General features: G+C 40.0%; 15 protein-coding genes and 1 rRNA gene. 11 read left to right on the top strand and 5 right to left on the bottom strand.

Annotated features, from left to right (window positions below; all coding sequences use genetic code 11):
* Window positions 1-4: 4 nt before the first annotated feature.
* Window positions 5-119 (top strand): 5S ribosomal RNA (gene rrf, locus NQT69_RS18095).
* Window positions 120-543: 424 nt separating this feature from the next.
* On the opposite strand, the gene NQT69_RS18100 is transcribed toward rrf, so the two are convergent.
* The 3 genes from NQT69_RS18100 to NQT69_RS18110 all read right to left on the bottom strand — a co-directional run bounded on the left by NQT69_RS18100 (window position 544) and on the right by NQT69_RS18110 (window position 1948).
* Entirely contained in the window at window positions 544-969 is a 426-nt protein-coding gene (locus tag NQT69_RS18100) for a secondary thiamine-phosphate synthase enzyme YjbQ (protein ID WP_256829061.1), read from the bottom strand.
* On the bottom strand, window positions 966-1433 hold the full coding sequence (locus NQT69_RS18105) for a chemotaxis protein CheX (protein WP_256829062.1): 468 nt from the start codon (window positions 1431-1433) through the stop codon (window positions 966-968). The genes NQT69_RS18100 and NQT69_RS18105 overlap by 4 nt, the downstream gene beginning before the upstream one ends.
* A gap of 80 nt (window positions 1434-1513) precedes the next feature.
* A complete protein-coding gene (locus NQT69_RS18110; RefSeq protein ID WP_256829063.1) occupies window positions 1514-1948 on the bottom strand; it encodes a transcriptional repressor in 435 nt (144 codons plus the stop codon).
* Window positions 1949-2337: 389 nt separating this feature from the next.
* Between NQT69_RS18110 and NQT69_RS18115 the strand changes: the two genes are divergently transcribed.
* The 8 genes from NQT69_RS18115 (at window position 2338) to NQT69_RS18150 (ending at window position 7722) form a co-directional block, all read left to right on the top strand.
* Complete coding sequence (locus tag NQT69_RS18115) at window positions 2338-2811, top strand: hypothetical protein (protein ID WP_256829064.1); 474 nt, start codon at window positions 2338-2340, stop codon at window positions 2809-2811.
* A gap of 146 nt (window positions 2812-2957) precedes the next feature.
* Complete coding sequence (gene dusA, locus NQT69_RS18120) at window positions 2958-3890, top strand: tRNA dihydrouridine(20/20a) synthase DusA (protein WP_256829167.1); 933 nt, start codon at window positions 2958-2960, stop codon at window positions 3888-3890.
* A 240-nt stretch (window positions 3891-4130) separates the two neighbouring features.
* Window positions 4131-4799 carry a PspA/IM30 family protein gene (locus NQT69_RS18125; protein ID WP_256829065.1) on the top strand — a complete coding sequence of 223 codons (669 nt, stop codon included), beginning with the start codon at window positions 4131-4133 and terminating at the stop codon, window positions 4797-4799.
* A gap of 10 nt (window positions 4800-4809) precedes the next feature.
* Window positions 4810-5013 (top strand): PspC domain-containing protein, encoded by a 204-nt coding sequence (locus tag NQT69_RS18130; protein WP_256829066.1) that lies wholly within the window; start codon window positions 4810-4812, stop codon window positions 5011-5013.
* A gap of 12 nt (window positions 5014-5025) precedes the next feature.
* Window positions 5026-5349, top strand: a complete 324-nt coding sequence (locus NQT69_RS18135; RefSeq protein ID WP_256829067.1) for a hypothetical protein — start codon at window positions 5026-5028, stop codon at window positions 5347-5349.
* 97 nt (window positions 5350-5446) lie between these two features.
* A complete protein-coding gene (locus NQT69_RS18140; RefSeq protein ID WP_256829068.1) occupies window positions 5447-5965 on the top strand; it encodes a copper chaperone PCu(A)C in 519 nt (172 codons plus the stop codon).
* Between the two features lie 8 nt (window positions 5966-5973).
* Window positions 5974-6960, top strand: a complete 987-nt coding sequence (locus tag NQT69_RS18145; RefSeq protein WP_256829069.1) for a DUF2333 family protein — start codon at window positions 5974-5976, stop codon at window positions 6958-6960.
* A gap of 3 nt (window positions 6961-6963) precedes the next feature.
* Complete coding sequence (locus NQT69_RS18150) at window positions 6964-7722, top strand: TIGR04219 family outer membrane beta-barrel protein (RefSeq protein ID WP_256829070.1); 759 nt, start codon at window positions 6964-6966, stop codon at window positions 7720-7722.
* A gap of 25 nt (window positions 7723-7747) precedes the next feature.
* Here the strand turns inward: NQT69_RS18150 and NQT69_RS18155 are convergent, their stop codons facing one another.
* On the bottom strand, window positions 7748-8635 hold the full coding sequence (locus NQT69_RS18155) for a TIGR03899 family protein (protein WP_256829071.1): 888 nt from the start codon (window positions 8633-8635) through the stop codon (window positions 7748-7750).
* Complete coding sequence (locus tag NQT69_RS18160) at window positions 8604-9182, bottom strand: SRPBCC family protein (protein WP_256829072.1); 579 nt, start codon at window positions 9180-9182, stop codon at window positions 8604-8606. The genes NQT69_RS18155 and NQT69_RS18160 overlap by 32 nt, the downstream gene beginning before the upstream one ends.
* Before the next feature lie 181 nt (window positions 9183-9363).
* Here NQT69_RS18160 and NQT69_RS18165 point away from each other — a divergent pair, with 181 nt between their 5' ends.
* Both NQT69_RS18165 and NQT69_RS18170 read left to right on the top strand, forming a co-directional pair.
* Window positions 9364-11559, top strand: a complete 2196-nt coding sequence (locus NQT69_RS18165) for a bifunctional diguanylate cyclase/phosphodiesterase (protein ID WP_256829073.1) — start codon at window positions 9364-9366, stop codon at window positions 11557-11559.
* A 103-nt stretch (window positions 11560-11662) separates the two neighbouring features.
* Window positions 11663-13837, top strand: coding sequence for a YgiQ family radical SAM protein (locus NQT69_RS18170; RefSeq protein ID WP_256829074.1), 2175 nt, complete (start codon window positions 11663-11665; stop codon window positions 13835-13837).
* Window positions 13838-13873: the final 36 nt, after the last annotated feature.

Here is a 13873-nt window from a genome sequence, read left to right on the forward strand (position 1 = left end):
TTTGCTTGGTGACAATAGCGTTTTGGACCCACCTGATCCCATGCCGAACTCAGTAGTGAAACGAAACAGCGCCGATGATAGTGTAGCATTTGTTATGTGAAAGTAGGTCATCGCCAGGCTCCAAATAGAGAAAGCCCGATTCGAAAGAGTCGGGCTTTTTTACGTTTACAGGAAAGTGAAATAGTAAGCGAGCATAAAGCTAGCGAGCCGCACTGCGTCAACCTGAGCACCGTAGTGTGGGTTGAATATCATGAAACCCACGGGTAAAAATAGCTCGCGAGCTGCACAGCGTTAACCTGAGCACCGTAGCATGGGTTGAGTACCACGAAACTCACGAATAACTGAACGCTAGTAATGTATGAGTGAAATATATTCCATGTCCTACATAGTTGCCATACTTGCTCAGTGGGGGGAGGTCGGTCGGGGAGGTTGCTGGATCATTTTTGCATTGTTTATCATATCACTTACTTCTCATTACACAAAAAGGAAGTCAATGAGAGCGCGAGCTGTTGATAGGAAATGCTATAAATAAACGATACTATTTTAAGTTTGCCCTTGCAGCGTCGCTATAATACGTCTACTGCCCCCATGATCTCTGTGCTCACCTAAGTAGATACCCTGCCAAGTGCCGAGTAGTAAGCGACCGTTATGAATGGGAATGGATAGTTCACAACCTAAGGTGCTAGCCTTGATATGAGCTGGCATATCATCGTCGCCTTCATAATCATGACGGTAGTAGGGCTGTCTTTCAGGCACGAATTGATTGAAATGGCTTTCCATGTCCATACGAACTGTTGGATCAGCATTTTCGTTTATTGTTAAACTAGCTGAAGTGTGTTGTATAAAAAGGTGAAGCAGGCCTATTTTATAGTTGGATAGCTCGGGAAGCTGTGAAAGGATTTCGTCATCAATGATATGAAAACCTCGCGTACGAGGCTTCAAACTAATGCTTTTTTGTAACCAACTCATAATTTGTCAAAGCTGACTTCTATGTTTGCATTACCAGAGTCAGATGTGAAAGGAATTAATATTTTAGCGCCTTCACTTTTATGGGTGATGGTATGCTCTGCACCAGAAACAACTATCGGTGTTGCCATATCGAAGTCATAGCCTTTTTCACCGAGTAAATTTTTTGCGCCACCGGTGACCATATTGGTAATTTCACCGACCATGTCAGTTACTTCTTCATTGACTGAGTCAGGGCGTTCACCGAGCATACGTTCCATAATAGTCAAAGCGAGGCTTTCATCAAAGGTTATAGAGAATGAGCCGCGGGTTTGTGGGCCAACCATTCCAATTAAACCTGATACATCACCGCAGGCAATTTCATCTTTTTTAATTCTAGGCTTGCCTGGCTTTAACTCTGTTTGTGCCATGGTGCTCAATACATTTAATAATGACGCTAGAAAAGGATTGATGAACTCTACATTCATATTTTACTTATCCCTTAAGTTTACAGTTTTACTGCTGTTATACATTTAAGTGTAGCGACTATTTTTAGTGCTGCACAAAACTATTCTTTACAAGTTGCACATTTTCCGTGTGCTTCAATTGTTTGTCCTGAAACGATAAAGCCACTTTCTGCCGCTAAGCTATTAAGCTCATGAGATATTACCGTTGAGTGTAGCTCTTTCACAAAACCACAACTATCACATATTAAAAGTTGTACGGGATGGATATGATCAAAATGGTGGCACAACATAAATGCATTAGTACTTTCTATTTTGTGAATGAAGCCTAATTCAGCTAAAAAGTCTAAAGCTCGGTAAATAGTTGCTGGCTTTGCGCCTGATTCAGTAAGTTTTAATTGCTCTAATAAATCATAAGCACCAACCCCACCTTGCGCACTTGCAAGAAGGCGAAATACTTTTTCACGGATTGGAGTGAATCGTGCACCACGATTGTCACACACTTGTTTGGCTTTACTAACGAGTGATTCTATATTCATCTTCTCTTATCCTTACGCTACCGCGACATACTAACATATTGTATTGTAGTTGCAGCGTTTTTATTAGACAGTTTTATTCTAGAAAGTCTATCAATGCCCCATTAGAGTGGAGAAAGCGCTAAACTTCAATACTAATGATGGCAGCTTCTACTTTTACTATTTATTTGTAACTCACATTGATGAAATAACAGTGAATTATATTTAATAAAGTCAGGAGATAAACTTTATGTGTGCTCGTGTGCAATATTATTTTAAATACCATGCCATACTATTTACATTAAATATTGCTGTAAATGAAAATAAATTACATTTCAATGATTTATTCTTTGAAATATGCTCAAATTTTATCTAAATTGTAGTAAGAAAGTTTTTAAATTTAAGGAATGGAAATGAAGCTTAAAAGTATCTTGTTATCAGCCATGCTTCTTGTAGGGGTTGTAGGTTGTGTAGAACCAGAGTCAGATAATACATTAAAAGTGATTGAAGTGACGGATCATGCATTTAAGTTAAATGGTGAAGACGCTGTAACCGTTTTTATTGGTCATCGCGACTCTCCGGAGTTTGGCTTTACTATTTTAAAAAGCGACCTGAAAAAAGGCACGTTAATTCAATCAATTTCAGGAAGCGCTGACAACCTCAAGGTAAGTGCAAGTGTTGGGGCTAAGTATTATAAGCAATCTATGGAACAAGGCACTTCAGCTTCATTGCAAGTATTGGAGCTAGATAAGCAAGCTAAGACTGCAAAGCTCGCTGTTGGGGCTAAGTTATATGATCCAAACCTTAAAGATTTTAAAGAATTGGAGATTACAGTTGTTGAGTTAACTGGGGTTAATTTCGAAAATTTAGTTAAAGAACATCCTTAAGTTATATAAACAGCCCCTTATACAACAGAAGAGCTTATTATTGAAGGGATAGGGCTATTTGTGTAAAATGCAGCGCTTTTAAGATGCTGCTTTAGCAGCGAACTCCTGAGGATTTTACTTTGAATAGACGCTTTTCTGTTGCCCCCATGCTTGATTGGACAGATCGTCACTGCCGTACTTTTCATCGTAAAATGACAAAGCACGCGGTTCTCTATACAGAAATGGTTACCACGGGAGCGATTTTGTTTGGCCGTGGTGATTATTTGCATTTCAATCAGCATGAAGGCCCCGTTGCTCTCCAGCTAGGAGGCTCTGATCCGCAAGCGTTAGCGAAATGCGCAAAGCTTGCTGCTGAGCGTGGCTATGACGAAATTAACTTGAATGTAGGTTGTCCATCGGATCGTGTTCAAAACGGGCGATTTGGTGCATGCTTAATGGGAGAGCCGCAACTTGTAGCTGAATGTGTTGCAGCTATGAAGGCTGAAGTGAATATACCCATTACAGTAAAAACACGTATTGGTATCGACGAGCAGGACTCATACGAATTTTTATGTGCATTGATTGAGGCAAGTCATAATGTTGGCTGTGATGATTTTATTATTCATGCTCGCAAAGCATGGTTAAATGGTTTAAGCCCTAAAGAAAATCGTGAAGTTCCACCCCTTGACTATCCACGTGTTTATCAGCTGAAGAAAGATTACCCTCAACTTCATTTAAGTTTAAATGGGGGAGTTAAAACCATTGCTGATAGTCAAGCTCACCTGGAATATGTAGATGGCATAATGATTGGCCGCGAGGCGTATAGTAACCCATTTATTTTAAGTGAAGTTGATGAGGCTATCTACAACACCGAGGCGTTTACCTTATCTCGCCATGATGTTGTACGCTCCATGTATGATTATATTGAAACTGAGATGCAGCAGGGTGCTAATTTTTGGCATATCGCGCGTCATATGCTGGGTATTTTTCAAGGCCAACCAGGCGCACGAGGCTTTCGCCGTCACTTATCGGAAAATGGTCATGGTAAACAAGCTGATTTATCCGTTATGGATAAAGCATTAAGTTTCGTTCCTGAGTAATCATCATACTATTGACTATAAAGAGCTGCTTTTAAAGTAGCTTTTTTTGATCCTAAAACTTAGTCAAATACATACTTTTTTAGTCAAATAAGCACTTTTATATTCAGCTTAAAGTCAGTTTTATAATCGGTTTTTGTTTTTAATTGACTGATTTAATGGGAATAAAAATTTATTTAGTGTACTTGGCATAAGTCTTGGACTCCTCTTGTTGTAATTCCCCATAATCAACAGGAGACAATCATGGGTATAGTTAATCGCGTAACCGATCTTATTCAAGCGAATTTAGTATCTGCATTAGATAAAGCAGAAAATCCGCAAAAATTATTAAACTTACTAATCCAGCAGATGCAACAAGCACTTGATGAGTGCCGCGCAACGGCCGCTGTTATTTTATGTGAAGAAAAAGCTTTAAAACGTGAGCAAACACAAAAACAAGCCTGTATCGATAATTGGCAAACTAAAGCTGAAATTGCGGTTAGTAAAGGCAGAGACGACCTTGCTGCTGCGGCATTAAAAGAAAAGCAGCGAGTAGCCATTGAGTTGACTGCTATCACCCCTGAGCTCAGTAAGTTATCGGATTCGCTTACTAAACTGCAAGATGATGCACAGCGTTTACAAACAAAGCTTACGGAAGCAAAAGCCAAACAGGCTAGCTTAGAGCAAGTCCATAACGTGCTTGACGCACGAGTTCGTGTAAATCATCAATTAAATAGTGACAAAGTTGCCCATGCGTTATCTCGCTTTGATGTGATAGAGCGTCGCGTTGAGTCGATAGAATCGCAAGTTGATGCGTACGATATAACTAAAGCAACAAACACGACTGCTGAGCAAATTGACATGCTGGTTAAAGACGAAGCACTAGAGCAAGAGCTTGCTGCATTAAAAACAAAAGTTAAACAAACTGCTTAGGGGAAATATTATGAATACTTATAACAATGAAAAAAATTGGTATAAAGATACTTTAAACAAAAAAATCTCAGGTGTATGTAGTGGTTTTGCGCGCCGATTTGATTTTCCAATATGGGCAACACGGTTAGTTACAATTTTACTGTTTATACAATTTCCATTGTTTATTGGTGGTGGTTATTTAGCTGCACATTTTTGCTTAGATAATAAGGCATAGTAGGAGAAGGTCATGAAATTTATTGCTATTTGCTTACTTGTTATCGCTTTTATAATGTATAGCCCTTTTCAAATGGTGCAATTTGATTCATGGCAACTTCCTTTGATTATTGCGGATTTAAGCTGGGTGGGGATGGAGTTATTTGGTGCACTACTTGCTGTCGTCGCTGTTATAGCTGTCGTTGCATTGCTAAGTGTTGGCTTATTGGGCGCAGGCGTAATTATAGGGGTTGGCGTTGTGTTAGCTCTGTTGTTTGGTTCGGTAATGATCATCTGGCCTCTAGTACTGATAGCCTGTTTATGTTGGCTTATTACAGATAACAAAAAAGCAGCTTAATTTTTACTAAGCGTATTTGTCTGGCTAATTTTAATGACTATTTTTTCGCAAATATGCTAAATTTAGGCAATAAAATGATTTAGCAACAAGGATCGAAATGACATTCAAACCACTAATTACATTGCTTTCATCTGCTCTTTTAGTAATGGGCTTTTATTCATCAGCGGTATTTGCACACGCTGAACATCATCATGATGGTGATAGTGAGGTTATTGTAAGTAATGCACAGGTAAGAGTTTTTCTACCAGCGAGCAAGTCGACAGTGGGTTATTTAAGCATTGTTAATCATGGTGAAGCTGATGTAACACTAACAAAAGCGGAAATTGACAGTTTAGGTCGTGTCGAGATCCACGAGCATGCTCATGTAAACGGTATGATGAAGATGCAAAAGGTTGATTCATTGTTGATAAAAGCTCACCAGCAGCTTGACTTCAAACCCGGGGGTTACCATTTGATGGCTTTTGAGCCAAGCGAACTAATAAAAGTCGGGCAAGAATTAAAACTCACGCTATATTTTAGTGATGGAAACCGAGTTTTTACTCAAGCTCAAGTGGTGTCATTGGAAAGTCAGGTAGAGCAAACAGCGCAACCTGAGCAGCATCACACACATCATTAGGAGGTTGAATGTCACAACATAAAGGGAAAATAATCGGTGCTATTGTACTGATGTTTATTTTGTTTTACGCAATTGCTGTTTATTGGAGTGCTGAGCCTGAGCGAGTCAATGTATTAGCTCATGCTAAACAAGAAGCGCAACAACGAGGTGAAAAGCTCGTAACAGGTTACACTACAACTTCTGCACTCATTAATGTTACTAGCACTTTATTAAATAAGCCGGGCGGCTATTTATCTAACGATATGATGCCACCAAGTGTATTTATGGATAACATGCCTGCTTGGGAATATGGGGCGTTAGAAATGTCTCGTGATTTGGCCTTGTCGATGAGAAAAGACTTTAGCCGCTCTCAATCTCAGTCAACCGAGCATGTCGCTCTAAAAAAAGCGCAGCCGCAATTTAATATTAGCTCTGAAGCTTGGGCTTGGCCTAGCGCTGAGAGTGAATACCAAAAAGGGATTGATTTTTTAATTGTTTACCGCTCGCAAATTGCAGATCAAAATGATCGCGAGAGTCAATTTTATGCACGTGCTGACAACCTACGAAGCTGGCTAAAAGAAGCTGAAAAGCGTCTGGGTAGTTTGAGCCAACGTTTAAGCGCAAGTGTAGGCCAAGATAGATTAAATACTGATTTAGCAGGTGATAAAGAAGCGCATCAGGCAACATATACACCATTACAAAATCAAGTTAAAACCTCATGGTGGGAGATTGATGATGTCTTTTATGAATCACGAGGAGCAACTTGGGCTTTATTACATTTTTTGCAAGCTGTAGAATATGATTTTGCTGATGTATTAGAAAAAAAGAATGCCCGTGTTAGCTTACAACAGATTATTCGTGAGTTAGAGGCAACCCAAGAAACAGTTTGGAGTCCGATGATTTTAAACGGGAGTGGTTTTGGGCTTGTTGCAAATCACTCATTAGTAATGGCAAATTATATTTCACGAGCCAATGCGGCTCTTATTGAACTTAGCGAACTTTTAGCGCAAGGATAAAACATGAAAAAGTACTGTTTAGCTGCTGCCCTTTCAATGGCATCTTTAGCTCCAGTAGCTCACGCAGACACACTATTAGGTCTATATGTCGGTGTTGATGCTTGGCAATCTGAAAACTCAGGTAGCTTTGCAGATCGAGGTAATATGCAAAGCTTCGATTTTGAAGATGAAACATTTACAAGTTACTATGCCGCTCTTGAGCACCCGATCCCATTGGTGCCAAATATAAAGCTTAAATATACTGATTTGGAGCTTAATGGTTATGCTAAATTAGATGAATCATTTGAATTTGGTGGTAGCGACTTTGCTGTTGGCTCAGAAGTGAACACTTTAAGTGATTTATCACACGTTGATTATATTCTCTATTATGAAATTTTTGACAACGATCTAGTATCAATTGATTTAGGTGTGAATGCTAAGCAGTTTGATGGTGAAATTGTTGTAACTGATGAAAATGATTCAAGTAATACTGAAACTGTCGATTTTTCTGGCTTGGTGCCATTAGTGTATGGGCGTGGTGAAATCGGCCTTCCACTTAGTGGCTTTAGCGTCTTCTTTGAAGGCAGCTTATTGGCAATCGATGATAGCAAAGTACAAGACTATCAGTTAGGAATTGCGTGGGCGTTACTTGATAATTTAGCTATTGATTTAGATATTAAAGCGGGTTATCGCCAAATGACCTTAGAGCTGGATGATATTGATGATTTGTATACTAACATTGATGCATCAGGCCCATTTGCAGGCGTGCAAATTCATTTCTAAATCACTTTAGATGTTTATCGTGGCATTACTTGTTAGTGTGCCACGTGACTTCAAATTCTTCTTCTAACGCTGTACTTAACAGTTGTTTATACCCCTTGTTAATTGGGGTGTTTATCAGTTTTCGTAGCTCATCGCCCGTTTGCGTAAATTTATAGTAACTTAATACTAAATCGTTGTTCTTAGATTTAAGTGTTACGCGTTGATTTAAAAAGGCGAGATTGAGCTCTTGTTCGCTTTTAAGTACACCAGACTCTATTTCTTTACGGTAAATCAAACCTATATCCATTAAGGTGAGTACATCTGGAAAGCTGATACCCGCTTTACCTAAATTAAGTGATACTTTATTGCCTTTACGTAGCAAGTCAAAAATTGAGGGTTTTTTATAAAACCCTAGCAATATAAGATGGCTGTGATCTTTCTCATTAAAACCACAAATTGCAGTGCACTTTTGTAATGCATCCGCTTCTCGTTGAGTCATTTGTTTTAGAGTTTGTAAGCTCTTAATAGAAAAAGTACCGGGTGATACTGTTTCGCCAGCTAAAATTTTAGCCCACAACTTTTGCATAGACTCGTTAGATGTGTCTTCGCACAGTGCTATAAAGCGCTCCACCCAATCGCTGTCAGGTTGACCATTACTGGTAACGTCAGGGCAAAAGCTCATCGCCATGGCCATGATAGCTTCTATATTTTGCTGCTGATTAACTAAGCGCAACTGTTGACGGTTTTGTGCCCGAGTCAGTACGGTATTATCACTACTTATTTCATAAGGCGATTGATGCTGTCCCTGTGCGTCATAACTATCATCACTATCAGGGGTTATACGAACTGAGCTACTCTTTAGCATCGCATAGCCCAGTTTTGATTCTATTATATGGGCAAGGTTAATTTTGGCCTGGGCTGCTTTCACTGTCATGTTGGCTCTCGTTAGCTTCACGTTGCAATTGTACGGTGGTTTTTAAATTATTAAGACCAAGCTCAACTGTGTTTGTTAAAATATATTGGTTCAAAAGGGCGAGATAACCACCAACAAGCGGGGTAGTTATTTCTCCGATCAGCTCACAAGATACAAGAGTTTGTGTTTCTTGCTGTGAAAAGTGCATGATCCCACTGACAATATGTTCATTATTAAATAAGATATTAAAGCTGATGGCTGACTTATTGATATTGGTGATTGTCATTTCACCGGAACCCCATTGGCCTTGCCAAAATTGGTGAGCGCCTACTCCGGAGCTTGGTTTGGCGATATCAAACTTAATACTAGGATCGAGCTTTTCCCACGGCGACCATAGCTGCCATTTCGCAAAATCACTGACATAAGGTGTTATTTCGGCTCTATTAGCGTGTATTTTGACACTTTTACTAACTTGATATTGCTGTGGTAATAGCAGTCCGGCAACGACAATTACGAGGCCAATAACGAAAATAAATCGTATAAGTTTATGTAAAATCTTAATATTCATTCCTTAAAATATAATTGATTTCAAGTATAACAAGGCATTAATCATTGACTATAATACTTAATGAGTCATTCACCTATATTAAACATTAATACTGTACCATTTGCCAAATAATGATAAGTTGTAAATGTCACTGGACATGGTTTAGGTGTAGTGCGCAGTATTTATAATTGAAGGGTTTATAATGTCGTCAGAGCACAATGATTTTTTATTTGCTGATCATGAAGAAGAATCTTTAATTGAACCTGTCCCTAATGGGTATTGGGATATTTTGATTGTGGATGACGACCCAGAAATCCATTCGGTGACTAAGCTTGCGTTATCTGGAGTCGAATTTTGGGGGAAGGCATTACGTTTTCATCATGCTTACTCTGGAAGCGAAGCTGTTGAGTTACTTCGTGATACAAAAGATATCTCTGTTCTATTACTTGATGTGGTAATGGAGTCTGATGATGCCGGTTTGAAAGTGGTAAAGGAAGTTAGAGATACGCTACAAAATCATAATGTAAGAATAATTTTGCGTACGGGCCAGCCTGGTTATGCACCTCAAGAGCAGGTTATTCGAGACTATGACATCAATGATTATAAAACTAAAACTGAGCTAACAAGAAGCAAACTTGTTACTGCTTTAGTAACGGCTATTCGCTCGTATGAGCAAGTGTGTAAATTAGACTATCAAAGCAAAGCACTGAATAATATTTTATGTGCCTCAAAAGCGATTTTAGGTTTTACAGATATCAAAGCGTTTACAATGGCAGTAATAAAACAGCTGTCGGTGATTTTTGATTGTGAACCTAGAGGCTTGGTTTGCGGTACTTTAGAAGAAAGCAGTCGAGTCTTGGTGTTGGGTGGTTGTAGTGAGTTTAGTGAGTTTTTTGGTCAAGGGGTTGAGCAGCTTGATGATGGACGCATTATTTTACAGGTGCAAAAATGTTTAGAGCATGGCGAGCACCAATACACAGAGCATGACACAACATTTTTATTAAAAAGTAAAAATCGTCAGGCCGCCTTATTTTTAGATTATGGCAAACAGCCCAGTTTAGATCAGCTGCAGTTTGCAGAAATATTTTTAACGAACGTAAGTGTAGGCTTAGATAACGTAAGGTTATTTAACCGGCTCAGAGAAGCTGCGTTTAAAGATGCGTTGACCGGCCTTTCTAACCGTACTGACTTTATTGAACAAATTGAAAAATACCACAGAGTTAATAATAACGAACATGTATTTGTTATTATCGATATTGCTCATTTTTCGGATATTAATAATGGCTTAGGTCAAGAGGTTGGTAATTACTTACTTCTTGCGATTGTTGAACGACTTAAGCAGGACTACCCAACAGCTAAATTGTTATCTCGTATTGGTGCTGATGTATTTGGCTTTTTAATTGAGCGCACTCGTTTTGATGTTGAAGAACTGCTTGAAAACTTAAACTTACCTTTTGTTGCGGCAGAGCATTTACTACCGATTAAATTTAAAGTTGCGGTTTGTGAACAAAAAGATTTTCAACCTAGTGGTATGCAAACACTCAAACTTGCCTATATCGCACTGAATCAAGCGAAACAACAAAAAACCAATTCGGCAGTGTATTACACGCCAGACATGGAAGAGCAGATGACATGGCGGTTAGGTATTATCCGCCAATTGCGGCAAGATTTTGAAAGCAATAAATTAGAAGTATGGTACCAACCTCAATTTTCTTTGGATGATTTATCTTTAATCGGTTGTGAAGCTTTATTACGTTGGCCTTCAGGTCAGGGAAATTATATTTCGCCCGCCATTTTTGTTCCTCTTGCAGAAAATGCAGGTCTCATTGTTGATATAGGTCAGTGGGTGTTAGAGCAAGCGTGTCAGCAACAAAAACGGCTGGAAGCGATGGGAGTCTTTATACGGGTTGCAGTAAATGTATCAGTACCGCAATTTAAAGTGAGCGGCTATGCCCAGCAAGTAAAAGAGACGCTATTAAAATATCAAGTATCGCCAAAGTATATTGAGCTGGAAGTCACTGAAAGCGTTGTGATGGATGAACTGGCAATGGTGATTGATACTTTACAAGAATTAAAAGATTTTGGTGTTGAAGTTGCCATTGATGATTTTGGTACAGGGTTTTCTTCACTAAGTTACCTGCAAAAATTACCGGTAAATAGATTGAAAATTGATCGTGATTTTATTAAAGATATTCCAGATAACGACTCCGGTGCCATTGCTGCATTGGTTATCGCATTAGGTGCACAATTAGGCTTACAAACAATTGCTGAAGGCATTGAGACTCAAGCGCAAGCTGATCATCTGAAAAAGCTGGGTTGTAATGAAGTACAGGGTTTTATGTATGCTAAACCCATGCCTGAGCGTGAGTTAATCCAATTTATTGAACAGCGTAAGTAGCCACATAAATCACTATTGAGGTATTTAGGGTAATCGTTAATATCGTTTAGGGATTTATTCGGGTATACTTTGCGACCTTTTTTACAGCAATTGGTCATTAATTATGAGCGCACTGAAAGCCAAACGAGCCTTATTCTCATACCCAAAATATTGGGCTGAGTGTTATGGCACTGCACCATTTTTACCTACAACTCGTCAAGAGATGGATGCGCTTGGTTGGGATAGCTGCGATATCATTATAATTAGTGGCGATGCCTATGTTGATCATCCCAGTTTTGGCATGGCGGTTATTGGGCGCGTATTAGAAGCGCAAGGTTTTAGGGTGGGGATTATTGCCCAACCAGATTGGCAATCGAAAGATGCCTTTATGGAACTTGGCCGACCAAACCTGTTTTTTGGTGTGACGGCCGGCAATATGGATTCGATGATCAACCGCTATACCGCGGAAAAGCGTATGCGTCATGATGACGCTTATACGCCAGGTAACGTAGGTGGTAAACGCCCAGATCGCGCAGTGATGATTTACTCACAAAAATGTCGCGAAGCATACAAAGGGGTACCTATTGTTATTGGTGGTATTGAAGCGAGCCTGCGCCGAATTGCACATTATGATTACTGGCAAGAAAAAGTTCGCCGCAGTATATTGTTTGACTCTAAAGCCGATATTCTTATCTATGGTAACGCTGAGCGTCCGCTGGTGGAAGTGGCTCATCGTATCGCTGCTGGTGAAACCATGAGTAGCATTCAAGATATACGTGGTACTGCGGTTATTCGTAAAGAACCGCTACCAGGCTGGCGGGGCAGTGACTCTACCGCTATCGATAAAATTGGCAAAATTGATCCTATCCCCAATCCGTATGGCGCCGATGACGTAGGCTGTAGTAAAAGTGAGTTTAAAAAAGCGGGTATTGATTTACAAGCTGAAGCTGCAAAGCCAATTACCATTCAACCTGCTCGTCCTAAGCCATGGGAAAAAACCTACGTAAAGTTACCAGCGTTTGAGCAAGTAAGCGTGAATAAACCGCTGTATGCCCATGCCTCGCGTATTTTACACCAAGAGACAAACCCAGGTTGTGCACGTGCATTGTTTCAACGCCATGGCGATCGCTCTATTTGGGTAAACCCGCCGGCCTATCCACTTGAGACGCATGAGATGGATGCGGTATTTGGTTTGCCGTATCAGCGTATTCCGCATCCAAGTTATGGGGATGCAAAAATTCCAGCTTACGATATGATCAAAACCTCGGTGAATATTATGCGAGGGTGTTTTGGTGGTTGCTCGTTCTGTTCAATCACAGAGCATGAAGGGCGAATTATTCAAAGTCGTTCGCAAGAGTCGATTATTGATGAGATTGAACAAATCCGCGATAAAGTACCCGGTTTTACTGGGGTGATCTCAGACTTAGGTGGCCCGACAGCGAACATGTATAAGCTGCGTTGTAAGAGTAAAAAAGCTGAGAGTACGTGTCGTCGTTTATCGTGTGTTTACCCTGATATTTGTAAGCACATGGACACCGATCATACTCCAACCATTGATCTATATAAAAAAGCCCGTGAAGTAAAAGGGGTGAAAAAAATCCTGATTGCTTCTGGTGTACGTTACGACTTAGCAGTACAAGACCCTCGCTATGTAAAAGAGTTGGTAACACACCATGTAGGTGGCTACTTAAAAATAGCACCTGAGCATACCGAAGACGGGCCACTGTCTAAAATGATGAAGCCGGGTATGGGAGCTTATGATCAGTTTAAAGAGCTGTTCGATAAGTACTCTAAAGAAGCCGGTAAAAAGCAGTATTTGATCCCGTATTTTATCTCTGCACACCCAGGGACAAAAGATGAAGACATGGTCAACATGGCGCTTTGGCTGAAATCAAATGACTTTAAGCTCGACCAAGTGCAAAACTTTTATCCGTCGCCAATGGCCAATGCGACTACGATTTATCATACCGAGATGAATTCGTTACGTAATATTAAAAATAACACTGAGCAAGTAGCGGTACCAAAAGGTGCACGCCAACGTCGCTTACATAAAGCTATTTTACGCTATCATGATCCAGCAGGTTGGCCAATGATCCGTGAAGCACTACGTAAAATGGGTAAAGCAAAGCTCATTGGTAAAGGCCCTAACTGCCTAGTACCAGAAGAAAGCCGCGATGAAAAGTCTGCAAAAGCAAGTAAAGGTGGGCGTCCTGCACTTAGCCGCCATACGGGCTTTAGCCAATTTAAAAAGGCCAATACCAAGCCAAGAGTAGGCGGTAACCGTCAACGCGCAAGGTAACTTAATGCGCTCATAAAAACGCCCAGCAATTGCTGG

The organism is Pseudoalteromonas shioyasakiensis (assembly GCF_024518675.1).
In the GTDB taxonomy this organism is placed as follows: Bacteria; Pseudomonadota; Gammaproteobacteria; order Enterobacterales; family Alteromonadaceae; genus Pseudoalteromonas; species Pseudoalteromonas shioyasakiensis_B.

Coding starts and splice junctions, on each gene's coding strand:
- NQT69_RS18100 (WP_256829061.1), bottom strand. CDS start 969: ATGAGTTGGTTACAAAAAAGCATTAGTTTGAAGCCTCGTACGCGAGGT.
- NQT69_RS18105 (WP_256829062.1), bottom strand. CDS start 1,433: ATGAATGTAGAGTTCATCAATCCTTTTCTAGCGTCATTATTAAATGTA.
- NQT69_RS18110 (WP_256829063.1), bottom strand. CDS start 1,948: ATGAATATAGAATCACTCGTTAGTAAAGCCAAACAAGTGTGTGACAAT.
- NQT69_RS18115 (WP_256829064.1), top strand. CDS start 2,338: ATGAAGCTTAAAAGTATCTTGTTATCAGCCATGCTTCTTGTAGGGGTT.
- dusA (WP_256829167.1), top strand. CDS start 2,958: ATGCTTGATTGGACAGATCGTCACTGCCGTACTTTTCATCGTAAAATG.
- NQT69_RS18125 (WP_256829065.1), top strand. CDS start 4,131: ATGGGTATAGTTAATCGCGTAACCGATCTTATTCAAGCGAATTTAGTA.
- NQT69_RS18130 (WP_256829066.1), top strand. CDS start 4,810: ATGAATACTTATAACAATGAAAAAAATTGGTATAAAGATACTTTAAAC.
- NQT69_RS18135 (WP_256829067.1), top strand. CDS start 5,026: ATGAAATTTATTGCTATTTGCTTACTTGTTATCGCTTTTATAATGTAT.
- NQT69_RS18140 (WP_256829068.1), top strand. CDS start 5,447: ATGACATTCAAACCACTAATTACATTGCTTTCATCTGCTCTTTTAGTA.
- NQT69_RS18145 (WP_256829069.1), top strand. CDS start 5,974: ATGTCACAACATAAAGGGAAAATAATCGGTGCTATTGTACTGATGTTT.
- NQT69_RS18150 (WP_256829070.1), top strand. CDS start 6,964: ATGAAAAAGTACTGTTTAGCTGCTGCCCTTTCAATGGCATCTTTAGCT.
- NQT69_RS18155 (WP_256829071.1), bottom strand. CDS start 8,635: ATGACAGTGAAAGCAGCCCAGGCCAAAATTAACCTTGCCCATATAATA.
- NQT69_RS18160 (WP_256829072.1), bottom strand. CDS start 9,182: ATGAATATTAAGATTTTACATAAACTTATACGATTTATTTTCGTTATT.
- NQT69_RS18165 (WP_256829073.1), top strand. CDS start 9,364: ATGTCGTCAGAGCACAATGATTTTTTATTTGCTGATCATGAAGAAGAA.
- NQT69_RS18170 (WP_256829074.1), top strand. CDS start 11,663: ATGAGCGCACTGAAAGCCAAACGAGCCTTATTCTCATACCCAAAATAT.